Below are 24,621 nucleotides of genomic sequence, written 5' to 3'. Positions count from 1 at the left end.
ATCGTGAAACAAATCCAGAACAGACACTATCTGTTCCATATGTGTTCTGCAAGGGGCTGCTGAAACAATAATACTGTTCAGGCGGACGGTTCGCGCAGGAGCAGGACCGTGCAGGCCGCGCCCGCGGGTGCCGCCGGGGCATGCGGCGGGCGGATGAGGAGGCCTTCGGCGGTGGCGAAGGCCTTCATCATGGAGGAATCCTGCTTTTCGAGGGGCGTGACGCGCAGTTCGCCGGCGGGGCCGCGGGTGATGCGCGCGCGGACATAATCCTGCCGGTGGTCGTTTTCCTTGAGCGGCACGGCGGTGATGGCCGGATGCTCCAGGCTCTTGGCCGGCAGGTGGGCGAGACGGCGCACGAGGGGGACGAGGAAGAGGTGGGAGCAGACGAGGCTCGAAACGGGATTGCCGGGCAGGCCGATGACCTGGACGGCGCCGAGGCGGCCGACCATCAGGGGCTTGCCCGGGCGCATCGCGATTCGCCAGAAGTCGAGTTCCATGCCGGCCGCGCCGAGCACGGGCTTCACGAGGTCGAAATCCCCGACGGAGGCGCCGCCGAGCGTGACGAGGGCGTCGATACCGAGCGTCAGCGCGTGGCGCACGGCCGCCAGCATCGCTTCCTTGTCGTCGGCGACGATGCCGAGGTCGATCACCTCGGCGCCGGCCGCGCGGGCGAGGGCCGCGACGCCGTAGGTGTTGGAGGCGATGATCTGGCTGGCGCCGGGCGGCGTACCTGCCGGCACGAGCTCGTCGCCGGTGGCGAGCAGGGCGATGCGCGGGCGGGCACGGACGGTCAGTTCCGCATGGTTCATGGCCGCCGCGACCGTCAGGCGGCCGGCATCGAGCACGTCCCCGGCCTTCAGGACGATCTCGCCTTCGGCAAAATCCTGGCCGCGCGGGCGGATGTGGCGGCCTTTCGGCGTGAGGAAGGTGGTGCGGATGCGGCCGTCTTCCAGCACCTCGGCATCTTCCTGCAGCAGCACGGTATCGGCGAAGGCCGGCAGCGGGGCGCCGGTGAAGATGCGCACGGCCTCGCCGGGACCGGCGGTGCCTTCGAAGGCGTGGCCGGCGGAGGAGAGGCCTGCGACCCTCAGGATCGCGCCGAGCGCGGCGATATCCGCGTGGCGCACGGCATAGCCGTCCATCGCGGAATTGTCGAAGGGCGGCTGCGTCAGCCGGGCGGCGACATCCTCGGCAAGCACGCGGCCGTCGGCCTCCTGCAGCCGGACCGTCTCCGTGCGCCGGATCGGACGGGCGGACAGAAGCAGGCGGTGGAGGGCGTCCTCGACGGGAAGCAGCGCCGCCATCAACCGGCGTCCCCGCGCCGGTAGTCGCCGGAGCGGCCGCCGGATTTTTCGACGAGGCGGATGCCGCCTATCTCCATTTCGCGGTCCGCGGCTTTCGCCATGTCGTAGATGGTCAGGCACGCGACGCTGACGGCCGTCAGCGCCTCCATCTCGACGCCGGTGCGGCCGGTGAGCCTGGCCATCGCCTCGACGCGCAGGCCCGGAAGGGCGCGGTCCTCGCGGATATCGACGGCGACCTTCGTCAGCATCAGGGGATGGCAGAGCGGGATGAGGCTGGCGGTCTGCTTGGCGGCCATGATGCCGGCAAGGCGCGCCGTGCCGATCACGTCGCCCTTCTTGGCATCACCCTTGAGGATGAGGTCCAGCGTTGCCGGCGCCATGCGGATGGACCCTTCGGCAACCGCGATGCGCACCGTCTCGGCCTTGTCGCCGACATCCACCATGCTGGCTTCGCCGGACGCGCCGATATGGGTGAGCGTGCGGGCCTCCTCGGCCATCATTCCGCTGCCAGCATGCCGGCCGAGCCGGTGAGGAGTTCGCGGGTCGCCGCCGCCACGTCATCCTTGCGCATCAGGCTTTCGCCGACGAGGAAGGTGGAGATGCCGACCTTGCCGAGGCGTTCGCAATCCGCATGGGTGAAGATGCCGCTCTCGCCGACCAGCAGCCGGTCCTCGGGCACCATGCCGGCGAGCTTTTCCGACACGGCGAGATCCACCTCGAAGGTGCGCAGGTTGCGGTTGTTGATGCCGACGAGCTTGGACCTGAGCTTCAGCGCGCGCTCCATTTCCGGGGCGTCGTGCACCTCGATCAGCACGTCCATGCCGAGCGAGAAGGCGGCGTCTTCCAGCATCTTCGCGTCGTCGTCGCTGAGCGAGGCCATGATGAGGAGGATGCAGTCGGCACCCCAGGCACGGGCCTCCAGCACCTGGTAGCTGTCGAACATGAAATCCTTGCGCAGCGCCGGCAGGGCGCAGGCCGCACGCGCCGCCGTCAGGAACTCCGGTGCGCCCTGGAAGCTCGGCGTGTCCGTGAGCACGGAAAGGCAGGCGGCACCGCCGGCCTCATAGGCCTTCGCCAGCGCCGGCGGATCGAAATCCGGCCGGATGAGGCCCTTGGACGGGCTCGCCTTCTTGATCTCGGCGATGAGGCCGAAGCGGCCCTCGGCCTTTTTCGCCTTCAGGCTGGCGAAGAAGCCGCGCGGCGGCTCCTGGTCGCGGATGCGGGCGCGAAGCTCGGCGGGGGAGACGCGCGTCTTGGCGGCGGCAATCTCCTCCAGCTTGTAGGCTTCGATCTTCTTCAGGATATCGGTCATGGACAATCCTACTCCGCCTGGCCTTCGTTGGAAACCGCGACAAGGCGTTCCAGCACGGTGCGGGCGCGGCCGCTTTCCAGCGCATCGACGGCAAGGCGCATGCCGTCCTTCAGCGTTTCCGCCTTGCCGGCGACGACCAGCGAGGCCGCGGCATTGGCGAGCGAAATGTCCCGGTAGGGCATGTGCGCGCCGCCGAGCACGGAGAGGAGCGCGGCGGCATTGTGCGCGCCGTCGCCGCCGCGCAGGTCGTCGAGCGTCACCTGGGGCAGGTCGAAATCGGCGGGCGTCAGCTCGAAGGTGCGGATCTTGCCGTCTTCGAGCGCGGCGACCCGGGTGGTGCCCGTCGTGGTGATTTCGTCGAGGCCTTCGCCATGCACGACCCAGATGCTCTCCGAGCCGAGGTCGCGCATCACCTCGGCGATCGGCAGCAGCCAGTGCGGCGAGAAGACGCCGAGAAGCTGGCGCTTGACGCTGCCGGGATTGGACAGGGGTCCGAGCAGATTGAAGATCGTGCGCGTGCCGAGCTCGACGCGCGACGGGCCGACATGCTTCATGGCGGGATGGTGCAACTGGGCGAACATGAAGCCGAGGCCGGCATCGTGCACGCAGCGGGCGATCTCGGCGGGGCCGATGTCCAGCTTGACGCCGAGGCAGGAGAGGGCGTCCGCCGTGCCCGACTTCGAGCTCAGTGCCCGGTTGCCGTGCTTGGCGACCGGAACGCCGGCGCCGGCGACGATGATCGCCGCGAGCGTCGAGATGTTGTAGGTGCCGGCGCCATCACCGCCCGTGCCGACGATGTCGATCGCGTCGGCGGGAACATCGACCGGCAGCATGCGGGCGCGCATCGAGCCGACGGCGCCGTAGATCTCGTCGACGGTCTCGCCACGCACGCGCAGCGCCATCAGAAAGCCGCCGATCTGCGAGGGCGTGGCGGCGCCGGACATGATGATCTCGAAGGCGCCGCGGGCGTCCTCGCGGTCCAGCGCCGCGCCCCCGGCGACCTTGGCGATATAGGGTTTCAGGTCGGACATGCGGTTCCCGTCTCCCTATCGGGCGATGCTCTGCTCGGCGAGCGTGCGGTTGATCGAGACGCCGTAGGAGGCCTGCAGGGCGCTCACCATCTGGTCGAGGATGTCGTCGCCGCTGGCGCGGGCAACGGCGGCGATCTGCTGCTCGTCGCCCGACAGCGCGTCGGTGGCGGTCTCGGCGTTCACGTCCGTCACCTTCAGGAGGATCTGGCCCTCGCCATCGACGCCGGGCGTGTTGGCGACATGGCCGACGGGACCGGCGAAAGCGGCGGCGACGGCCGCCGGGCTCAGCACCGGATCCTGGGCGCCGCGGTTGAGGCCGGTCTTGTTCTCCACGACCATGCCGAGTTCCCCGGCAATGGCGGCAATGTCGCCGCCCTTGCGCACGCGCTCGGCCAGCTCTTCGGCCTTCCTGGCAAGCGTCTGGCGCTGCTGCTCGGCGGTCCAGTCGGCGATCACGCGCTCGCGCACCTCGTCGAGCGTGCGGTCGCGGTCCGGGATCACGTCGAGCACCTCGAACCAGGCGTAGCCCTCGCGGCCGACATTGATCGGCTGCGTTTCCGTGCCGACATCCGTCTTGAAGATCTCGGCGATGAGGGCGGCCTTTTCGGGCAGGCCATCGATCTCCTCGCCCTTCTGGTCGTTGCCCTGGGCGTCGATGGCGTCGATCGTCACGGCCTTCAGGTTGTTCTTGGCGGCGGCTTCCGCAAGGGCGAGGCCCTCGGCACGCGCGTCTTCCAGCCGGTCGTGCACGGCGAGGATGCCGTTGGCGGCCTCGCTCAGCGCCAGCTCGTTGCGCAGCTCCTCCTTCACCTCGTCGAAGGTCTTGAGGTTTTCCGGGCGGATGTTCGTCACGCGCAGGATGATCGGGCCGAAGGTGCCGTCGATGACCGGCGTCGTGCCGCCGTTTTCGGCAACGGCGAAGGCGGGAGCCGCGAATTTCTGGTCCGGAACGTTCGCCTCGGTGAAATCGCCGAGCAGGACGTCGGCGGCCGTCTTGCCCTGCTCGGCGACGATCGCGTCGAAGGTCGTGCCGGCGGCGAGCCTGGCGGCGGCATCGTCCGCGCTCGCGCGGTCGGCGAAGGTCAGCTGCTCTATCGTGCGCGTGGCCGGCGTGCGGTACTTTTCCCTGTTCTTCTCATAATCGGCCCGGAGCGCCTCGTCGGTGATCGCGGCCGTATCGACGATGTCCTTCGGCTCGAGCGAGACATAGACGACCTTGCGGTATTCCGGCGCGCGGTACCTGGCCTTGTTTTCTTCGAACCAGGGGGAAAGCACATCGTCGCCCGGCGTCTTGACCGGGTCGATATTGGCATTGCTCAGGATGAGATAGTCGATGGTCCGGGATTCGTTGCGGTACTGGCGCAGCGCCGCCGTCAGCACGTCCGGGGCCTTGTAGCCGTCCGAAACCGCCTCGACGACCTGCGCGCGGATCGCCACCTGGCTGCGGTTGTTGATGTAGTCGTTCTCGCGAAGGCCTGCATTGCGCAGCACGGCGGAGAAGGCCAGGCGGTCGAACTGGCCGTTGACGCCGCGGAAGGCCGGATCGTCGGCGATCAACTGGGCGAGGCGGCCCTCGGAAAGGCCGAGATTCATGTCGCGCGACAGCTGGTCGAGCGCGGCGCCGGCGACGAGTTCGGCGAAGACCTGATTCTCGATGCCGAAGGCGCGGACCTGCTCGGCATTCAGCCGCATGCCGAAGCGCTGCGACATGGTCGCGACCTGGCGCTCGTAGGCCAGGCGGAAATCCGTCGGCGAGACGCTGACATCGCCGACCGTGACGACGGAATTGGCCGAGCCGGTGATGAGAGAGCTCGAAACGCCCCAGACAGCGAAGGAACCGACCAGAACGATCAGCAGGGCTTTTGCCACCCAGGTATGGGAGGCGCGTCTCAGGGCTTCGAGCATCGTCTAAATTTCCTCAATCTCGGCGGCCATGCGGCCGGAAATCGTCTCTTAACGGAAAGTTCGCGGGAATTGAAGTCCGCCCGGGGCGTGCAATGCTTGGGAAAAGCCGGCCTGACGCAAATGTGTCGGGCGTTGCCGATTTATTTTGCCGGCAAACAAAAGTTTTCTGAAATTATTGACGGAATGCCGCCAAAATGGCCTATCACGATAGGAAAGTTCGTGCTCGGATGCGCGATCAGGCCGGTGAGTCCCGTTTTCACCGGCCGGAAGGAGGACAGAACGTGGAATCCACGATCGTCATGATCAATCTTTTCGGCGCGGTCGCGCTGCTGCTCTTCGGCCTTGCACAGGTGAAGGACGGCATGACGCGCGCCTTCGGCGTACGCCTGCGCTCGGGCCTGGCGCTCGGCACGCGCGGGCCGTTCCGCTCCTTCTTCGCCGGTTTCGTCGCCACCGTCGCGCTGCAGAGCTCGACGGCCACGGCGCTGATGATCGCCTCCTTCGTCGAACGCAACCTCGTCAGGGCGCGCATGGCGCAGATCGTGCTGCTCGGCGCCAATGTCGGCACGGCGGTGACGGCCTGGCTGGTGGCGACGGGCATCGAATCGATCTCCCCGCTGATCATCCTCGTCGGCATCGTCTTCTACAAATCGAGCAGTTCCACGGCCCGGCAGGGCCTCGGCTCCGCGCTGGTCGGCATCGGCCTCATGCTGCTGTCGCTGCACTTGCTCAGCCTTGCGACCGAGCCGATGCGCCAGTCGCCCGCGCTCGGCGCCTTCCTGACGCTGCTCGACGGCGCCTGGCCCGTCGCGCTCGCCTTCTCGACGGTTCTCGCCATCATTTCCTCCTCCAGCCTCGCCGTCGTCGTGCTCATCCTCTCGCTGACGGCGATGGGCATCCTGTCGCCGGCGCTGACGGTCATCCTCGTGCTGGGCGCCAATCTCGGCGGCGCCGTGCCGCCGGTCATCGCCACGCTGAAAGCGGCGGCCTCGGCCCGGCGCGTCACGCTCGGAAACCTTCTCGTGCGCGGGGTCGGCTGCCTTGCCGTGCTGCCCTTCGCCGGACAGGTCGCCGAGCTGCTGGCGCTCCTGCCGATTCCGGCCACCAAGCTTCCCGTCGACGTGCACCTTGCGTTCAACCTCGTGGTGGCGCTGATCCTCTGGCCGCTGTCCGGCCCGCTTTCCAGGTTGATGGAAAAGCTCGTGCCGGAAGAAAAGCAGCCGGAGACAGGGCCGAAATATCTCGACGATTCCGCGCTTTCGAACCCGGTCGTGGCGCTGTCCGGCGCAACGCGCGAGGTGCTGCGCGTCGGCGACATCATCGAATCCATGCTGATCCGCACCATGCGGGCGTTCAACGACAACAACCTGGCGCCGCTGAAGGATGTCGGCGAACTGGAGCGGCAGGTCGACGTCCTGCAGCAGGAGGTGAAGATCTACCTCTCGCGCCTCGGCCGGCAGGGCATCACCGGCGAAAGCGCGGCGCGCTCCATCGTCATCATCGACTATGCGATCAACCTCGAACATGTCGGCGACATCATCGAGAAGGGCCTGCAGGAGCAGGTGCGCAAGAAGATCGCCAACGGCCTGAAATTCTCCGATGACGGCTACAAGGAGCTGGCCAACCTCTTCAACCTGACGATCGAGAACCTGCGCATCGCCCAGACGATCTTCGTCACGCGCGACGAGGGGCTGGCGCGCCAGCTCGTCGAGGTGAAGGTGGATGTGCGGCGGATGGAGAAGCAGTCCTCCGAGCGGCACCTGGAGCGCCTGCGCGACGGCCGGCTCGACAGCCTGCAGACGAGTTCGCTGCATCTCGACATGCTGCGCGACCTGAAGCGCGTCAACGCCCACCTCGTCTCGGTCGCCTACCCGATCCTCGACGAGAACGGGCTCCTGACGGAGAGCCGCCTGCGCAGCAGCGCCGGCTGAAACGGCCTCGGTCCAGGGGCGGGGTCGGGCGGCCTTTGCCGGCCCGCCTGAGAAATCCCTTTGTCTCCTGCGTTCCGTTTTTGCTAAGGAACGGCGTCTATTTCGGGTGAACGAGGATTCCCATGACTGCAACGAAGCGCACCTGCCTGGCCGTCATCCTGGCTGCCGGCGAAAGCACGCGGATGAAATCCTCCCGCTCGAAAGTGCTGCATCCCGTGGCCGGCCGGCCGATGATCGCCCATGTGGTCGATGCGCTGGCCGGCGCCGGCATTTGCGACATCGCGCTGGTGCTCGGCCGCGATGCGGACAAGGTCGAGGCGGCGGCGCACAATCCCGCGGTGACAAGCTCGGTGCATGTCCAGACGGAGCGCCTCGGCACCGCCCATGCCGTGCTTGCCGCACGCGAGGCCATCGCCAAGGGGTTTGACGACGTGCTGGTCATCTTCGGCGATACGCCGCTCATCACCGAGGCGCCGCTGGCGGATGCGCGCGCGGGCCTGGCCGGGGGGGCGGATGTCGTCGTCATCGGTTTCGAGACGGCGGACCCGACCGGCTACGGCCGGCTGATCGTCGAGAACGGCGCGCTTCTGGCGATCCGCGAGGAGAAGGACGCCAGCGAGGCCGAACGGGCCATCACCTATTGCAATGGCGGCCTGATGGCGATCGACGGGCGCAAGGCGCTCGACCTGATCGGCCGCATCGGCAACGCCAATGCCAAGGGCGAATACTACCTCACCGACATCGTCGAGGTGGTGCGCGCTTCGGGCGGCCGTGCGGTCGCCGTCAAGGCCCCGGAGGAGGAGCTGACCGGCTGCAACACCCGCGCAGAGCTTGCCGTCATCGAACGGCTCTGGCAGCAGCGCCGTCGCCAGCAGATGATGCTGGACGGCGTCTCGATGATCGCGCCGGAGACCGTCTTCCTCTCCTACGACACGGAAATCGCACCGGACGTCACCATCGAACCGAACGTCTTCTTCGGCCCCGGCGTCACCGTGGAAAGCGGCGCGCTCATCCATTCCTTCTCGCATATCGAAGGGGCGCATATTTCCGCCGATGCCGAGATCGGCCCCTATGCACGCCTGCGGCCGGGCGCCAATCTCGGCCCGCACTCCAAGGTCGGCAATTTCTGCGAGGTGAAGAAGGCGGAGATCGGCGCGGGCGCCAAGGTCAACCACCTTACCTATATCGGCGACGCCATCATCGGCGAAAAGACGAATATCGGTGCAGGCACCATCACGTGTAACTATGACGGCATCAACAAGCACCTGACCCGCATCGGCGCGCATGCCTTCATCGGCTCCAATACGTCGCTCGTCGCCCCCGTTTCGATCGGCGATGGCGCCTATATCGCCTCGGGCAGCGTCATCACCGCCGACGTGCCCGACGATGCCGTCGCCTTCGGCCGGGCCCGGCAGGAGAACAAGGCGGGCAGGGCCGTCCTCGTGCGCGAGCGAAACCAGGCGATCAAGGCCGAACGGAAGAAGGCCGCAGAATAGACCACTGCCCGCGTTAACGCTTGCAATCGAAAGTGAGTACGGTCGTGTTGCACCGCCGCGAAAAACCACTACGAAACGAATGCAGTAGAACGAATTGAACCTGCGGAGCGCTCCATGTGCGGAATTGTCGGTATCGTCGGAATCCAGCCTGTCGCCGGCCGTCTCGTCGATGCCCTGAAGCGCCTTGAATATCGCGGCTATGATTCCGCCGGCGTCGCCACCATCGTCGAGGGCAAGCTGGTGCGCCGCCGCGCCGAGGGCAAGCTCTTCAACCTCGAAAAGCGCCTCGCCGAGGAGCCCCTGTCGGGCACGGTCGGCATCGCCCATACCCGCTGGGCGACGCATGGCGCGCCGACGGAGGCCAATGCCCATCCGCATTTCGTCGAGGGCGTCGCCGTCGTGCACAACGGCATCATCGAGAATTTTTCCGAGCTGAAGGACGAGCTGATCGCCGGCGGCGCGACCTTCGCCACGCAGACCGACACGGAAGTCGTCGCCCAGCTCGTGGCGAAGTACCGCCGCGACGGCCTTGGCCGGCGCGAGGCGATGCATGCCATGCTGCGCCGCGTCACCGGCGCCTATGCGCTCGCCGTGATCTTCGAGGACGACCCGTCGACCATCATGGCGGCCCGCAGCGGTCCGCCGCTCGCCATCGGCCACGGCCGCGGCGAGATGTTCCTCGGCTCCGACGCCATCGCGCTTGCCCCCTTCACCAACGAGATCACCTATCTCGTCGACGGCGACTGGGCGGTGATCGGCCGCGACGGCGCCTTCCTCTTCGATATCGACGGCAACCGCGTCGAGCGGCCGCGCCAGGTCTCGTCCGCCGCCGCCTATCTCATCGACAAGGGCAATCATCGGCACTTCATGGAAAAGGAAATCCATGAGCAGCCGGAAGCGATCTCGCACGCGCTCAGCCACTATGTCGATTTCCTCGCCCATACGGTACGGCCGATCGCCTCGGAAATCGATTTCTCCACGGTGCCGAGCCTTGCCATTTCCGCCTGCGGCACGGCCTATCTCGCCGGCCTCGTCGGCAAATACTGGTTCGAGCGCTATGCCCGCCTGCCGGTGGAGATCGATGTCGCATCGGAATTCCGATACCGCGAGATCCCGCTGAACCCGGCCTCGGCCGCCCTCTTCATCTCGCAGTCCGGCGAGACGGCCGATACGCTCGCCTCGCTGCGCTACTGCAAGGAAAACGGCCTGAAGATCGGCGCGGTCGTCAACACGCGCGAATCGACGATCGCCCGCGAATCGGATGCCGTCTTCCCGATCCTCGCCGGCCCGGAAATCGGCGTCGCCTCGACGAAGGCCTTCACCTGCCAGCTCGCCGTGCTGGCCGCGCTCGCGGTCGGCGCGGGGCGGGCGCGCGGCACGATCAGCGAAGCCGAGGAGAAGGCGCTGGTGCGCAATCTCGCGGAAATGCCGCGCATCATGGCGGGCGTGCTCAACACCATCCAGCCGTCGATCGAGCAACTGTCGCGCGAACTCTCCAAATGCAAGGATGTGCTCTATCTCGGCCGCGGCACCAGCTATCCGCTGGCCATGGAAGGCGCGCTGAAGCTCAAGGAAATCTCCTATATCCACGCAGAGGGCTATGCCGCCGGTGAACTGAAGCACGGACCGATCGCGCTGATCGACGAGAACATGCCGGTCATCGTCATCGCCCCGCATGACCGCTTCTTCGAGAAGACCGTCTCGAACATGCAGGAAGTGGCCGCGCGCGGCGGGCGGATCATCTTTATCACCGACGAGAAGGGCGCGGCCGCCTCGAAACTCGAAACCATGGCGACGATCGTGCTGCCCAACGTCGACGAGATCATCGCGCCGATGATCTATTCGCTGCCCATCCAGCTTCTCGCCTACCACACCGCCGTCTTCATGGGCACGGACGTCGACCAGCCGCGCAACCTCGCCAAATCCGTGACCGTCGAATGATCTTTCTGCGCCCGGAACGACCCGACGACGTGGACGCCATCCGCACGCTGACGGAGACGGCCTTCAGGACGGCGCCGCATGCCGACGGCACCGAACACCTCATCATCGACCGCCTGCGCGCCGCGGGCGCCCTGACGCTTTCGCTGGTGGTGGAATCGGACGGCGTGATCGTCGGCCATGTCGCCTTCTCGCCGGTCACGGTTTCCGACGGCAGCGTGGGCTGGTACGGCCTCGGCCCGATTTCCGTCGATCCGGCCCGCCAGGGCGAGGGCATCGGCGGCAGGCTCGTCAAGGACGGGCTGGAGCGGCTGAAGGCGCTGGGAGCGGCGGGCTGCGTGCTGCTCGGCGATCCCGCCTATTACGGCCGGTTCGGCTTTGCGGCCGATCCGAAGCTGACGCTCGACGGCGTGCCGCCGGACTATTTCATGCGTGTGGCGTTTTCACCGGTTTACGGCGGAGGAACCGTTTCCTATCATCCGGGTTTCTACGGCTGAGTGCCCTCCCACGCTCGCCAGATGCTGGATATCCGATGACCGACCTTGTCCCGAGGCAGTCGCTTGCCATGCGGCTGCGCAACAATTTCCTGACCGGCCTCGTCATCTGCGCGCCGATCGCCATCACCATATGGTTGACCTGGACCTTCATCCGCTGGGCCGACAGCTGGGTGAAGCCCTATATTCCGGCGCAGTACAACCCGGAAAACTATCTCCAGTTCGCCATCCCCGGCTTCGGCCTCTTGACGGCGCTGGTGCTGATCACGCTCGTCGGCTTCCTCGGCAAGAACCTCATCGGCCGCACCATCGTCGAGTTCGGCGACGGGCTGTTCAACCGCACACCGCTGGTGCGCACGGTGCACAAGAGCCTGAAGCAGATCTTCGAGACGGTGCTGAAGGACAAAGGCACCTCGTTCAACAAGGCGGCGATGATCGAATATCCGAGCCCGGGCCTGTGGGCGATCGTCTTCGTGGCGACGGATGCGCGCGGCGAGATCGCGACGAAATTCAAGGCGATGGGCAAGGACATGGTCGCCTGCTTCCTGCCGCCGACGCCGTTCCCGACGGCCGGGTGGCTTGTCTATGTGCCGCGGGAGAAGATCGTGCCGCTCGACATGAGCGCGGAGGACGCCGCAAAGCTCATCATCTCCGTCGGCCTCGTCACGCCGCCGGAAAAGCCGCTCCAGCTCGTCGAGAGCGAGGAACAGAAAATCAAGGCGAAGGGCAAGAAGAAGGGCTGAGGGACAAAGAGGTTCGTTTGCCGCGAGCCAGCCCCGCCCTCGACGTCATCCTCGGGCTTGAGCCGAGGTCCACGCGTCAAGGCACGCCCCACCTTGCGGCATGAATCGTCGGGTCAAGCCCGAGGATGACGGAGGGCAGGTTTGCGCATGATGTCGGCGGTCAGCCTTCGAGCCGCCCCGCGAAGGGGCGGCCGGAAAAGCCTATTCAGTGACGGCGGCGTCCGTCTGGTCTTCCAGAATGATCTTGCTTTCCTCCGCCGGCAGGCGGGACTGTTTCTGGGTGGTGGTAACGCTTGCGGTGGTGATCGTCTTGTCGACCTTGACCTCCGCATTGACCTTGTTGTGCCAGGCGCAATCCGCAAAGGCGGCGGACGCCGAAAGGCCGAGCGTTGCTGCGACTGCGAGAACTGTCTTCATGGCATTTCTCCTTCTTCGCTGAGGCAGGAGGAAGTATGCCTTCACGACGGATATCGGCGAAATCACGTTTTTGTGGCCGGAGCGTTTGCGGCTGGACCCTAGCCGGCGCGCAGGAAGCGGATCGCCTCGTCGCGGCGGTAGAGATAGAGCAGCGTGCGGATCGCCTCGCCCCGTTCGCTGGTCAGGTCCGCATCGCGTTCCAGCACATAGGCGGCGTCCTTGCGGGCGATTTCGAGAAGGTCGCCATGGGCTTCGAGGCTGGCCACCAGGAAGCCGGGCGTGCCGGACTGGCGGGTGCCCAGAAGCTCGCCTTCGCCGCGCAGCTTCAGGTCCTCCTCGGCGATGCGGAAACCGTCCTCCGTCTCGCGCAGGATGGAAAGCCGCGCCCGGCCGTTCTCGCTGAGCGGCCCCTTGTAGATGAGGATGCAGCTCGACGCCTCCGCGCCGCGCCCGACGCGGCCGCGCAACTGGTGGAGCTGAGCAAGCCCGAAGCGCTCCGCATGTTCGATCACCATGATGGAGGCATCCGGCACGTCGACGCCGACCTCCACCACGGTCGTCGCGACGAGCAGCCGCGTCTCGCCGTTCTTGAAGGCGAGCATGGCGGCATCCTTCTCCGGCCCGCTCATCCGCCCGTGCACGAGCCCGGCGGCCTCACCGAAGACGCTGGCGAGCGTTGCATGCCGTTCCTCGACGGACATCAGCTCGCTCTCTTCCGTCTCCTCCACCAGCGGGCAGATCCAGTAGGCCTTCTTGCCCTCGGCAAGCGCCGTGCGCAGCCGGTCGACGATGTCGCCGATGCGCTCCTGGGGCATGACGACCGTCTGGATCGGCTTGCGGCCGGCGGGCTTCTCCGTGAGCTTCGACACGTCCATGTCGCCGAAGGCGGCGAGCACCAGCGTGCGGGGAATGGGCGTCGCGGTCATGACGAGCATGTGCGGCGAGATGCCCTTGGCCGTCAGCCGCAGGCGCTGGTGCACGCCGAAACGATGCTGCTCGTCCACCACGGCGAGCACGAGGTCCCTGTAGGCGACATTGTCCTGGAAGAGCGCGTGCGTGCCGATGACGATCTGCGTTTCGCCCGAGGCGATGCGGTCGAGGATGGCGTCGCGCTCGCGGCCCTTGGTGCGCCCGGTCAGGACGTCGATGGTGACGCCCGATGGCGCCGCCATGCGCGAGAGCGTGGCGAAATGCTGGCGCGCCAGGATTTCCGTCGGCGCCATCAGCACGGCCTGTCCGCCCGATTCGACGGCCGCCAGCATCGCCATCAGCGCCACCGCCGTCTTGCCCGCGCCGACATCGCCCTGCAAGAGCCGCAGCATGCGCTGCTCGCCCGCCATGTCCTTCAGCACCTCGGCGATCGCCGCCTGCTGGCTGCCGGTCAGCGAGAAGGGCAGGGCATCGATCACCGGGCGGCTCAGTTCGCCGGTTGCGATCACCGGCCGCCCGGCGACCTTGCGCAGGCGCTGGCGCACCAGAGCGAGCGAGATCTGGCCCGCCAGGAATTCGTCATAGGCGAGCCGGCGGCGGGCGGGGGCCTGCGGGTCGAGATCCGTCTCGTCGCGCGGATCGTGCAGGCGGTGGATGGCGTCGAAGGCAGAGGAGAAACCCTGCCGCTGCAGCAATGTCGGCTCGATCCATTCCGGCAGGTGCGGCACGCGCGCGACGGCCGCCTCCACCGACTTGCGCAGCACGCGCGCGGTGAGGCCGGCGGTAAGGCCGTGCACGGGCTCGACCAGCGGCACCGTGTCCGCCTCGCCGAGCCGGGCCATATAGTCCGGATGCACCATGGAGGGACGGCCGTTGAACCAGTCGACCTTGCCGCTCACCACCACCGTCTCGTCGATCGGCAGGGCCTTTTCCAGCCAGTTGCCCTTGACGCGGAAGAAGGTGAGCGCCAGCTCCCCGGTCTCGTCGTGCAGGAAGACGCGGTAGGGCTGGCTCGATTTGCCCGGTGGTGGCGGCTGGTGGCGGTCGACGCGGCCGGTGATGGTGACGATGACGCCCTGCGGCGCATGGGCGATACCCGGCTGGTTGCGCCGGTCGACGATCGAGTGCGGGAAATGGAAGACGAGGTCGATGACCCGGCAGTCCTCGATGCTCTCCTGGCCGAGCAGGCGCGCGAAGAGATCGCCGAGCTTCGGGCCGATGCCCGGGAGCGAGGAGAGGGGAGCGAAGAGCGGATCGAGCAATGCGGGTCTCATGGCGGCCAAAATCGCCGGACCGGGACGCTTTGGCAAGGCTGACAAGCGGCTTTTGCCGGTCTATAGAAACGCGGAATTATACCTGAGTGAAAGAAAAGCGAGCACGATCATGACGGGCACGACACGCTCCAGCGCCGAGATCGACCCGCGCCGCAAGCGCATCCTCTTCCGCTGCTGGCACCGCGGCATCCGCGAGATGGACCTGGTGCTCGGCGCGTTCGCCGATGCGGAGATCGAGACGCTTTCCGAGGCCGAGCTCGACGAGCTGGAGCGCATCATGGCCGAGGAGGACAACGACCTCATCAAGTGGGTGACGGGGGAAAAGCCGGTGCCGGAGGCGTTCCGCGACGGCCTCTTCCCGCGCATCGCCGCCTACCGCCCCGATTTCTCGCCGCTCTTCAAAGACATCAGCGCATGATCCCCGGATTTTCCCCCGAACGCATTGCGGCCGCCGGCCGGCCGATGACCATCGGCGCCGTGCCGTCCGGCGTCGAGCCGCTGATCCTTGCCGAACTCGCCCGCAGCTCCGGCCCGCTCGCCTATGTGCTGTCGGACGGCCAGCGCATCTCCGATCTCGAACAGATGCTCGGCTTCGTCGCGCCTGATATTCCGGTGCTGACGCTGCCGGGCTGGGACTGTCTGCCCTATGACCGCGTCTCGCCGAGCGCGGAAGTGTCCGCGCGCCGCCTTTCCGCCCTCTCGGCGCTGATCGCCCACCAGAAGAAGCCGCATGCGGCCATCGTGCTCGTCACCGTCAACGCCATGCTGCAGAAGACGGCGCCGCGCGCGATCATCGAGAGCCTTGCCTTTTCCGCCCGCCCCGGCAACCAGGTGCGCATGGACGACATCGCCGCCCGGCTGGAGCGCAACGGCTTCGAGCGCGTCGCGACCGTGCGCGAGGTCGGCGAATATGCGGTGCGCGGCGGCATCCTCGATGTCTTCGTGCCCGGCAGCGGCGAGCCGGTGCGCCTGGATTTCTTCGGCGATACGCTGGAGAGCATCCGCTCCTTCGATCCCGCCAGCCAGCGCACGACCGGCCAGGCGCGCTCCCTCGACCTCAACCCGATGAGCGAGGTGACGCTGACGCCGGAGACGATCTCGCATTTCCGCAAGCACTACCTCTCCTCCTTCGGCGCCGCGACGCGCGACGACGCGCTCTACCTGGCCGTTTCCGAAGGCCGGCGCTACGCCGGCATGGAGCATTGGCTGCCGCTGTTCTACGACGGCCTCGAAACCGCCTTCGACTATCTTGCCGGCTTCCGTATCGTCACGGACCATACGGTGCGTGAGGCGGCCGTCGAGCGCTCCCGTCTCGTGCGCGACTACTACGAGGCCCGCGTGGCGTCCGCGACGCCCGGCAAGGGCCAGGTGGCGCAGGCGACGCCCTACAAGCCGGTGCCGCCGGGCCTTCTCTATCTCGATGCCGAGCGGTTCGCCCGCGAACTCGACGAACGCGACGCCATCCGTCTCTCGCCCTTCAACGAGCACGAGGGCGAGGCGCGGCATGTCGAGACCATCGCGGCGCGGCCCGGCATGCGCTGGGCACGGCCGGCCGGCAGCGAGGATGCGGACAGCGCCCGGGTCAATGTCTTCGACCAGGCAGTGAAACATATCGCCGACAAACGGGCCTCCGGTGCCAAGGTGCTGGTCACCGGCTGGTCGGAAGGCTCGCTCGACCGCCTCTTGCAGGTGCTTGCCGAACACGGCCTCGGCAATGTCGTGCCGGTCGAGAGGTTCTCCGATCTCCGCAAGCTGAAGCCCGGCGAGGCGGGCTCGGCCGTGCTCAGCCTCGAAAGCGGCTTCGAGGCCGGCGATATCGTCGTCATCGGCGAGCAGGATATTCTGGGCGACCGCATGGTGCGGCGCTCGAAACGGCGCAAGCGCGGGGCGGATTTCATCACCGAGGTCGCCGGGCTCGACGAGGGCTCGATCGTCGTCCATGCCGAGCACGGCATCGGCCGCTTCGTCGGCCTCAGAACCATCGAGGCCGCGGGCGCGCCGCATGCCTGCCTCGAACTCGTCTATGCGGACGAGGCGAAACTCTTCCTGCCCGTCGAGAACATCGACCTCCTGTCGCGCTACGGCGGCGAGGGCACGGACGCGCTGCTCGACAAGCTCGGCGGCGTCGCCTGGCAGGCGCGCAAGGCCAAGCTGAAGAAGCGCCTGCTCGACATGGCCGGCGGACTCATCCAGATCGCCGCCGCGCGCCTCGTGCGCCATGCGCCGGTGCTCGTCTCGACGGAGGGCGTCTACGACGAATTCGCCGCCCGCTTCCCCTATGACGAGACCGACGACCAGGCGAACGCCATCGATGCCGTGCGCGAGGATCTCGGGGCCGGCCGGCCGATGGACCGGCTCGTCTGCGGCGACGTCGGCTTCGGCAAGACGGAAGTGGCGCTGCGCGCCGCCTTCATCGCGGCGATGAACGGCGTGCAGGTCGCCGTCGTCGTGCCGACGACGCTGCTCGCCCGCCAGCATTTCAAGACCTTTTCCGACCGGTTCCGGGGGCTTCCCATCCGTGTCCAGCAGGCCTCCCGCCTGGTCGGCTCGAAGGAACTCGCGCTCACCAAGAAGGAACTGGCGGAAGGCAAGACGGATATCGTCGTCGGAACGCATGCGCTGCTCGGCTCGTCGATCAAGTTCGCCAATCTCGGCCTCCTGATCATCGACGAGGAGCAGCATTTCGGCGTCAAGCACAAGGAGCGGCTGAAGGAGCTGAAGAGCGACGTGCATGTGCTCACGCTCTCGGCGACGCCGATCCCGCGCACCCTGCAGCTTGCCATGACGGGCGTGCGCGAACTCTCGCTGATCACCACGCCGCCGGTCGACCGCATGGCCGTGCGCACCTTCATCTCGCCCTTCGATCCGCTCGTCATCCGCGAAACGCTGATGCGCGAGCACTATCGCGGCGGCCAGAGTTTTTACGTCTGCCCGCGCCTCAGTGACCTCTCGGAAATCCAAGACTTCCTGCGCCAGGATGTTCCCGAATTGAAGGTCGCGGTCGCGCACGGCCAGATGCCGGCCACCGAACTCGAAGACATCATGAACGCCTTCTACGAGGGCCGCTACGACGTGCTGCTCTCGACGACCATCGTCGAATCCGGCCTCGACGTGCCGACGGCGAACACGATGATCATCCACCGCGCCGACATGTTCGGCCTTGCCCAGCTCTACCAGTTGCGCGGCCGTGTCGGCCGGTCGAAGGTGCGCGCCTTCGCGCTGCTGACGCTCCCGGTCAACCGCACGCTGACGGGTACGGCGGAGCGCCGCCTCAAGGTGCTGCAATCGCTCGATACGCTCGGCGCGGGCTTCCAGCTCGCCAGCCACGACCTCGATATCCGCGGCGCCGGCAACCTGCTCGGCGAGGAACAGTCCGGCCATATCAAGGAAGTCGGCTTCGAGCTTTACCAGCAGATGCTCGAAGAGGCGGTCGCGGAGATCAAGGGCGACGAGGAGGTTGCCGACAGCGGCTGGTCGCCGCAGATCTCCGTCGGCACGCCGGTGATGATCCCCGACGACTACGTGCCGGACCTGCACCTGCGCCTCGGCCTCTACCGCCGCCTCGGCGAGATCACCGAGCTCGGCGACATCGACGCCTTCGGCGCCGAGCTCATCGACCGCTTCGGGCCGCTGCCGGTCGAGGTGCAGCATCTGCTGAAGATCGTCTACATCAAGTCGCTCTGCCGCGTGGCCAATGTCGAGAAGCTGGATGCCGGCCCGAAGGGCGTCGTCGTGCAGTTCCGCCACAAGGAGTTCCCGAACCCGGCGGCGCTGGTCGGCTATATCGCCAAGCAGGGCACGCTGGCCAAGATCCGGCCCGACCAGAGCCTGTTCCTCGCCCGGGACTACCCGACGCCGGAAAAGCGGCTGACCGGTGCGGCGCAGGTGATGACGCAGCTTGCGGGACTGGCGAAGCAATAGGGCGTTTTCGCGGTTCGGAGAAAAGCGCACATGCTCCGGTGCGCTGCGCCGGGATGGAGGATGAAGATGTCTGCCGCCGATGTATCCGTCACCGTCTACGGCGCCACCTACAGCGTCTATGTCCGCATCGTGCGGATTGCCCTCCACGAGAAGGGCGTGCCCTACGATCTCGTACCGATCGACGTGTTCGCCGAGGGCGGATTGCCGGCGGACTATCGGGCGCGCCATCCGTTCGGCCGCATCCCCGCCTTCGAGCATGACGGTTTCGGCCTCTACGAGGCGAGCGCCATCACCCGCTATGTGGACGAGGCCTTTCCCGGCCCGCCGCTCCAGCCGCGTGGCCTGCGCGAGCGGGCACGGATGAACCAGATCATCGCCATGCTGGACAACTACGCCTATCGGCCGATGGTGTGGGACGTCTATGTCCAGCGCGTGGAAACGGCGCCTGCGGACGAGGCGCGCATCGCCGCCGGGCTGGAAAAGGCGCGCACCGTCCTTGCGGCGCTTTCGGGCCTCTGCGGCAAGGGGCATTGGCTGGCCGGGCCGGACGCGTCGCTTGCCGATTTTCACGCCGCGCCGATGTTCGCCCTGTTCGGTCAGGCGCCGGAAGGCGCGACGCTGCTTGCGGATTTTCCGGAAATCCACGCCTGGTGGGAGCGGGTCAAGGCCCGCCCCTCCGTCATCGCCGCCGGGGCGTGAAGCCGGTCAGTTCTTCCCGATGCGCTCCTGCGCCTTCAGGGCCGCGATCTCGCGGAAGGCATTGGTCAGCACGTCCACCGACTGCGCGCCCATCACGGCATATTTGTTGTCGATGATGAAGCAGGGCACGCCCGTCACGCCCATGTCGCGGGCCATGCCGATCTCTTCCTTGACCGAATCGACATCCGCGCCGGCCGAGAAGAGGGCGGTGACGACGGCCCGGTCCATGCCGCAGGCTTCGGCGATGTCGAGCAGGACGGTGCGGTCGCCGACATTGCGGCCTTCCTCGAAATAGGCCTTGAAGAGGGCGAGCGCGACCCGGTTCTGCACCTCGGGACCTTCGATCATCGCCCAGCGCAGCAGCCGGTGGGCGTCGAGCGTGTTCGGGCTGATCTTCACCGCGGGAAAGTCGAAAGCGATGCCGGCTTCCTGGCCGAGGCCCGCCAGCATCTCGTGGGCGCGCGTCACGGCCTCGTCGCCGCCGAGCTTTTCGGCAAGGTGCGTCTTGTGGTCGACGCCTTCGGCCGGCATGTCGGGATTGAGCTGGTAGGGGCGGAACGTCACGGCGACGGCGAGATCGTCGCCGACGGCCTCGATCGCCTTGTCGAGCCGCTTCTTGCCGAGATAGCACCATGGGCAGACGACGTCGGAGACGACATCGATCGTAATGGCTTCCATCTGCGTTTCCTTTCAAGGCGCCGGACAATCCCGGCCGCCGCGCAGCCGCGTCCTGCGGGCTGCGTGGCAGTGTCTGACATCTGCGGCGGCGGCTCGGCGTGCCGCTCTCACCGCCGAGATAGGCCGGCTTGCGACGGCTTTCAACAGGTTACCTTGCGGTAACCCCAATTCTGGGGATAGCCCCTTTTCATTGCACCCGTTCATCCCACCAGACGGGGAGCTGGAAGCCCCAGAGCGGCGTCACCTCCGGACGGCCGATGGTCTTGTTGCGCGCGATCCATTGCTCGCCGAGGTGATAGAGCGGGACGACATAGTTGCCGGAGAGCAGCATCCTGTCCTGGGCCCGAACGGCCGAGCGGAAATCCTCTGCCGTGCGCGCGGAGAGAATGGCCGCCATGACGCGGTCGAGGTCGGGATCGGCAACGCCGGCAAAGCTTTCGCTGCCCTCGGTGTCGCGCGCCTGCGATCCCCAGCGCCGCACCTGTTCGAGCCCCGGCGACAGGGACGAAAGGAAGGCCTTCATGATGACGTCGTAGTCGAAGGTCTGGCTGCGGCTCTGGTACTGCGAATCGTCGACGGTCCTGAGGGTGATGTGGATGCCGAGCGCGCCGAGGAAGCGCTGGTAGGCGAGGGCGAGCTTTTCCTGGTCGGCGTTCTGCGTCATGATCTCGAAGGCGAGCGGCGTGCCCGACGCATCGACCATGCGGCCGTCCTTGATGGAATAGCCGGCATTCTTGAAGTGGTTCATCGCCTCGCGCAGCACCTTGCGGTCGCGGCCCGAACCGTCGGTCACCGGCAGGCGATAGGTGCCGTCGAGGATGGCGGGATCGATCCGGTTTACCGCCTCGCCGAGGATCTCGCGCTCACGCGCATCGATCGGCGCGTTCATCGAGGACAGTTCGGTGTTCTGCCAGAAGCTTTCCGTGCGCGTATAGGCGTTTTCGAACAGGCTGCGGTTGACCCATTCGAAATCGAAGGCATAGAGCAGCGCCTTGCGCAGCTCCGCGTTCTGGAAGACCGGGCGGCGCGTGTTGAAGACGAAGCCGAACATGACCGGCGGCAGCTTCGACTTCACCGCATCCTTGATGACCGTGCCGGACTGGACCGCGGGAAAATCGTAGCCGCGTGCCCATTTCGTCGGATTGCCTTCCTGGTAGACGTCGACGGCGCCCTTCTTGAAGGCCTCGAACAGCGAATTGTCCTGCAGGAAATATTCCACGGAGATTTCGTCGTAATTGTCGAAGCCGATCTTCGAGGGAATGTCCTTGCCCCAATAGTTCGGATCGCGCTCGTAGACGATGCGCTCGCCGGGCTTCACGGCCTTGACCTTGTAGGGACCGGAGCCGAGCGGGAAGGTGAGCGACGACCGGTCGAAGGTCTCCACTTCGGTGGCGTGCTTCGGCAGGATCGGCGACAGCGCGATCAGGAGCGGCGCTTCGCGGTCGCCCTTCTCGTTGAAGGTGAAGCGGACGCTGTTTTCACCGGTCTTTTCGAGTTTCTCCACGCCGTTCAGGCGAATGCTGAAGGGGGCGCGGCCCTTGTCCCGCATCAGCTCGAAGGTGAAGATGATGTCCTCGGGCGTCACCGGCTTGCCGTCCGCCCAGCGCGCCTTCGGGTTGAGGTGGAACTCGACGAAGCTGCGGTCGTCGTCCCATTCCACGCTTTCGGCGAGCAGGCCGTACATGGTGAAGGCCTCGTCGCGCGAGCGCACCATCAGCGATTCGTAGACGAGGTTGCCGAATTCCGGGTCCCACATGCCGCGCGCCGTGGTGCGCATGCTTTTCAGGATGAAGGGGTTGAGGCTGTCGAAGGTGCCGACGACACCGTAGGAGATGCGCCCGCCCTTCTTCACGTCCGGATTGACGTAGCTGAAATGCTTGTAGTCCGCCGGCAGGGCCGGCTCGCCGTGCATGGCGATGCCGTGCACCGGGGCGGCATGGGCGAGGGGGGCGGGCAGGCCGAGAAGGCAGGCGGCAAAGGCCGTCAGGAAGGGGCGCAATTGTGTCTCCTCGTGGGGTCCGGATGATTCTCGTCCATTATACGCGCTCGAAACGGGACGGCAGCGTGGCAGGTGCGGGAAATCCGATGCACGCGGGAATTTCATCAAGAAAGGCTGGATATCCGGCGCGGCCCATTGTAACAGGGTTCCCCGAAGCGGGTCATGCAAATGCCTCATTTCGCCGACAGGAGAGCGCACGGCTGACCAAATCGCCCGAAAGGGCCCCAAGGGGGCGCTGTCGCTCCGGCACCGGATTTTCAGGAGACCGAACTCGTTATGATCTTCACATCGCACCTCATCAAGCGGACCGTGCTTTCCGCCTTTGCTGCTTCCGTTGCCCTGGCGGCTGCTCCTTCCGCTTCGCTGGCACAGCAGCAGGCTGCGCCGCCGAAGGGCTGGTTCAAGGTCTGCACCAAGCAGGAAGACAACGACGTCTGCATCGTGCAGAACCTGCTGACGGCCAACAGCGGCCAGCTCATCACCGCGGTCGGCCTCATCACCGTTGCCGGCAAGGCCAACCGCAAGATCATGCAGGTTTCTGTGCCGAGCGCCCGCCTGATCCCGCCGGGCGTCCAGATGCAGATCGACGGCGGCAAGGCCCAGAAGCTCGACTACGCCATCTGCATGCCCGACAAGTGCGTCGCCGAAGTGCCGCTGACCGACCAGATGATCTCCAGCCTCAAGAAGGGCGGCGAGCTTGTCCTGACCTCGGTCAACTTCCAGCGCGCGCCGAACCCGATCAAGATCTCGCTCGAAGGCTTCACCGGCGTCTTCGACGGCGAGCCGATCGAACAGTCGCAGCTCGAAGAGCGCCAGCGCCTGCTGCAGGAAGAAATGCAGAAGAAGGCGGAAGAAGCCCGCAAGAAGCTCGAAGAGGCCCAGAAGGCCGCCAAGAGCCAGTAAGCGTCCCGCTTGATGCGATCACGAAAAACCCGGCCAAAGGCCGGGTTTTTTGTTGGGCGAAGCGGAAGCGCGGCGACGGGCGCGCTTCAGTGGAAAATGCCGCTCTGCTCCTTCCAGCGATAATGCCCCTTCTCCACATCCATCAGGGCGCGGACCTGCGGATGGCGGATCGGCTTGCCGCTGTCGTCGGGAACGAGGTTCTGCTCCGAGACATAGGCGACATATTCCGTATCCTCGTTCTCCGCGAAGAGATGATAGAACGGCTGGTCCTTGGACGGCCGGATTTCGGCGGGAATGGCGTTCCACCATTCCTCCGTGTTGGCGAATTCCGGATCGACATCGAAGACCACGCCACGAAAGGGGAAAACCCGGTGGCGGACGATGTCGCCAATGGCAAATTTTGCGTTACGCATCTTCATGTCGTACCTACCTTTCCTCCTATATTTGGGTAAATACGCCGAAACATCAATAGTTCGGCCATCTCGCACGTCTTTATCCAAGGGAGCGGGGCGCTTGCGCCACCGATGGTTTCGGCGTACCCCAAAGGGGGCGTCTCATGTGGGTCGGGTGGCATGAACAATCAGTGGGGCAGGAGCGGTAACGGACCGGCAGCAGGCGGCGGCATCGGAGGCATCCTGTTCGCCTCCGTGGTGTGCCTGGCGCTCGGCGCGGCCGGCGGCTACGGCGCCTTCCGCATGATGGACGACACGGTTCCGCACAGCGAGCTCGAAGCGCGCGACACGCGTATCGCCGACCTTCAGCGCGACCTCGACGCCCGCACCGCCGAGGTCGAGGAAAGCACCCGGAAGGCGCAGGCGCTGACGCAGGAGAACGGCACGCTCAAGCGCCAGCTCGAGACCCTGCGCAAGGATGCGAATACGTCGGGCGCGGATGTGGCGGCGATCGCCGCCGAACGCACCAGGCTTGCGCAGGAGGTTGTGCCCGCGCTCGAAGAAAAGCTCCAGCTGCTCGGCCAGCGCGTCGCGGATGCCGAAGCGCAGCAGAAGAAGGCCGAGGAGGCCGTCAAGGACCGCGAGCGCCGGCTTTCGCTCCAGACCGACAAGATCGCCGGCCTTGAAAAGTCCTGCACGCAAGAGGCCGCCGCACGCGGCGCGGAGGCCGAGGACCTGAAGACGCAGACCGCCGGCCTGCGCGCGGAACTGGACAAGGCCCGCACGGCCGAAGAGGCGCTGCGCACGAAAAACCTGCCGGCGCTTCAGGACGAGATCGACCGCAAGGACAAGGAGATCGCCGCCCTCGGCGAGCGCACCAAGGCGCTGACGGGGCAGGTCGAGGCGCTCGAGGCGGCCAACTGCATGCCGCTGCCGAAGGAGCCGAACGACAATGGCAGGAAGGCGGTGCCGGACAAGCAGGCGACCGACGATGCTGCCCGGGACATCACCATCCAGGCCCTCAACCCGCGCAACGGCGCGCGTGTGGCCGAGGCGATGCGCGAAACGCCCGGCCTTGATTCCCTCACCAGCGTGCAGCGCGAACAGCTCGAACGTTCGCTTGCCGCCGGCGAATGCGTGACCAGGGCGCTCGGCGGCGTCTTCCGGCGCATTCCGGTGCTTGCCCTCAGAAATCTCATGCGCGACCTCGATGCCGACTGCTGAACCCCTCACTGAACCTGCCTTGGATGGGAG

General features: G+C 66.5%; 20 protein-coding genes. 10 read left to right on the top strand and 10 right to left on the bottom strand.

Annotation, left to right across the window (positions count from 1 at the left end):
- Positions 1 to 77 precede the first annotated feature (77 nt).
- Genes EV665_RS21425 through EV665_RS21405 form a run of 5 tightly spaced genes read right to left on the bottom strand, consistent with a single transcriptional unit; the run spans position 78 to position 5,552 of the window.
- Positions 78 to 1,304, bottom strand: coding sequence for a molybdopterin molybdotransferase MoeA (locus tag EV665_RS21425; protein WP_133035609.1), 1,227 nt, complete (start codon positions 1,302 to 1,304; stop codon positions 78 to 80).
- A complete protein-coding gene (gene moaC / locus EV665_RS21420; RefSeq protein WP_064330030.1) occupies positions 1,304 to 1,801 on the bottom strand; it encodes a cyclic pyranopterin monophosphate synthase MoaC in 498 nt (165 codons plus the stop codon). Before moaC ends, EV665_RS21425 begins: the two co-directional genes overlap by 1 nt.
- The gene (gene trpC, locus EV665_RS21415; protein ID WP_133035608.1) at positions 1,801 to 2,616 is read right to left on the bottom strand and encodes an indole-3-glycerol phosphate synthase TrpC; all 816 of its coding nucleotides are present in this window, start codon (positions 2,614 to 2,616) and stop codon (positions 1,801 to 1,803) included. The genes moaC and trpC overlap by 1 nt, the downstream gene beginning before the upstream one ends.
- Positions 2,617 to 2,624: 8 nt before the next feature.
- Complete coding sequence (gene trpD, locus EV665_RS21410) at positions 2,625 to 3,647, bottom strand: anthranilate phosphoribosyltransferase (protein ID WP_133035607.1); 1,023 nt, start codon at positions 3,645 to 3,647, stop codon at positions 2,625 to 2,627.
- 15 nt (positions 3,648 to 3,662) lie between these two features.
- Positions 3,663 to 5,552 (bottom strand): peptidylprolyl isomerase, encoded by a 1,890-nt coding sequence (locus tag EV665_RS21405; protein WP_133035606.1) that lies wholly within the window; start codon positions 5,550 to 5,552, stop codon positions 3,663 to 3,665.
- A gap of 281 nt (positions 5,553 to 5,833) precedes the next feature.
- Between EV665_RS21405 and EV665_RS21400 the strand changes: the two genes are divergently transcribed.
- From EV665_RS21400 to EV665_RS21380, 5 genes are all read left to right on the top strand, one after another.
- On the top strand, positions 5,834 to 7,483 hold the full coding sequence (locus EV665_RS21400; protein WP_064330033.1) for a Na/Pi cotransporter family protein: 1,650 nt from the start codon (positions 5,834 to 5,836) through the stop codon (positions 7,481 to 7,483).
- Positions 7,484 to 7,605: 122 nt separating this feature from the next.
- The gene (glmU, locus tag EV665_RS21395; protein WP_133035605.1) at positions 7,606 to 8,979 is read left to right on the top strand and encodes a bifunctional UDP-N-acetylglucosamine diphosphorylase/glucosamine-1-phosphate N-acetyltransferase GlmU; all 1,374 of its coding nucleotides are present in this window, start codon (positions 7,606 to 7,608) and stop codon (positions 8,977 to 8,979) included.
- A 114-nt stretch (positions 8,980 to 9,093) separates the two neighbouring features.
- A complete protein-coding gene (glmS, locus tag EV665_RS21390; RefSeq protein WP_133035604.1) occupies positions 9,094 to 10,920 on the top strand; it encodes a glutamine--fructose-6-phosphate transaminase (isomerizing) in 1,827 nt (608 codons plus the stop codon).
- Positions 10,920 to 11,414, top strand: a complete 495-nt coding sequence (locus tag EV665_RS21385) for a GNAT family N-acetyltransferase (RefSeq protein ID WP_210234661.1) — start codon at positions 10,920 to 10,922, stop codon at positions 11,412 to 11,414. Before glmS ends, EV665_RS21385 begins: the two co-directional genes overlap by 1 nt.
- 35 nt (positions 11,415 to 11,449) lie before the next feature.
- Positions 11,450 to 12,154, top strand: a complete 705-nt coding sequence (locus tag EV665_RS21380; protein ID WP_133035602.1) for a DUF502 domain-containing protein — start codon at positions 11,450 to 11,452, stop codon at positions 12,152 to 12,154.
- A 201-nt stretch (positions 12,155 to 12,355) separates the two neighbouring features.
- On the opposite strand, the gene EV665_RS21375 is transcribed toward EV665_RS21380, so the two are convergent.
- Both EV665_RS21375 and recG read right to left on the bottom strand, forming a co-directional pair.
- Positions 12,356 to 12,571, bottom strand: coding sequence for a hypothetical protein (locus tag EV665_RS21375; RefSeq protein WP_064330038.1), 216 nt, complete (start codon positions 12,569 to 12,571; stop codon positions 12,356 to 12,358).
- Between the two features lie 98 nt (positions 12,572 to 12,669).
- Positions 12,670 to 14,775, bottom strand: a complete 2,106-nt coding sequence (recG, locus tag EV665_RS21370; protein WP_133035601.1) for an ATP-dependent DNA helicase RecG — start codon at positions 14,773 to 14,775, stop codon at positions 12,670 to 12,672.
- A gap of 109 nt (positions 14,776 to 14,884) precedes the next feature.
- On the opposite strand from recG, the gene EV665_RS21365 reads away from it, so the two are divergent.
- From EV665_RS21365 to EV665_RS21355, 3 genes are read left to right on the top strand one after another with little or no spacing between them, the layout of a single operon-like run.
- Positions 14,885 to 15,193 (top strand): FAD assembly factor SdhE, encoded by a 309-nt coding sequence (locus tag EV665_RS21365; protein ID WP_064330040.1) that lies wholly within the window; start codon positions 14,885 to 14,887, stop codon positions 15,191 to 15,193.
- Positions 15,190 to 18,696 carry a transcription-repair coupling factor gene (mfd, locus tag EV665_RS21360; protein ID WP_133035600.1) on the top strand — a complete coding sequence of 1,169 codons (3,507 nt, stop codon included), beginning with the start codon at positions 15,190 to 15,192 and terminating at the stop codon, positions 18,694 to 18,696. Before EV665_RS21365 ends, mfd begins: the two co-directional genes overlap by 4 nt.
- 60 nt (positions 18,697 to 18,756) lie before the next feature.
- Positions 18,757 to 19,395 (top strand): glutathione S-transferase family protein, encoded by a 639-nt coding sequence (locus EV665_RS21355; protein WP_245507780.1) that lies wholly within the window; start codon positions 18,757 to 18,759, stop codon positions 19,393 to 19,395.
- Positions 19,396 to 19,401: 6 nt separating this feature from the next.
- On the opposite strand, the gene EV665_RS21350 is transcribed toward EV665_RS21355, so the two are convergent.
- Positions 19,402 to 20,073, bottom strand: a complete 672-nt coding sequence (locus EV665_RS21350; protein WP_064330043.1) for a DsbA family oxidoreductase — start codon at positions 20,071 to 20,073, stop codon at positions 19,402 to 19,404.
- A gap of 187 nt (positions 20,074 to 20,260) precedes the next feature.
- Positions 20,261 to 22,060, bottom strand: coding sequence for an extracellular solute-binding protein (locus tag EV665_RS21345; RefSeq protein WP_245507783.1), 1,800 nt, complete (start codon positions 22,058 to 22,060; stop codon positions 20,261 to 20,263).
- Between the two features lie 288 nt (positions 22,061 to 22,348).
- Here EV665_RS21345 and EV665_RS21340 point away from each other — a divergent pair, with 288 nt between their 5' ends.
- The gene (locus EV665_RS21340; RefSeq protein WP_064330044.1) at positions 22,349 to 22,975 is read left to right on the top strand and encodes an invasion associated locus B family protein; all 627 of its coding nucleotides are present in this window, start codon (positions 22,349 to 22,351) and stop codon (positions 22,973 to 22,975) included.
- Between the two features lie 86 nt (positions 22,976 to 23,061).
- On the opposite strand, the gene hspQ is transcribed toward EV665_RS21340, so the two are convergent.
- Entirely contained in the window at positions 23,062 to 23,394 is a 333-nt protein-coding gene (gene hspQ / locus EV665_RS21335) for a heat shock protein HspQ (RefSeq protein WP_064330045.1), read from the bottom strand.
- 153 nt (positions 23,395 to 23,547) lie between these two features.
- Here hspQ and EV665_RS21330 point away from each other — a divergent pair, with 153 nt between their 5' ends.
- On the top strand, positions 23,548 to 24,591 hold the full coding sequence (locus EV665_RS21330; protein WP_133035598.1) for a hypothetical protein: 1,044 nt from the start codon (positions 23,548 to 23,550) through the stop codon (positions 24,589 to 24,591).
- Positions 24,592 to 24,621 lie beyond the last annotated feature (30 nt).

The organism is Shinella granuli, from assembly GCF_004341885.1.
Lineage (GTDB): Bacteria > Pseudomonadota > Alphaproteobacteria > Rhizobiales > Rhizobiaceae > Shinella > Shinella granuli.
The sequence above is the reverse complement of the archived record's forward strand: the minus strand, read 5'-3'. Positions and strand labels throughout refer to the sequence as shown.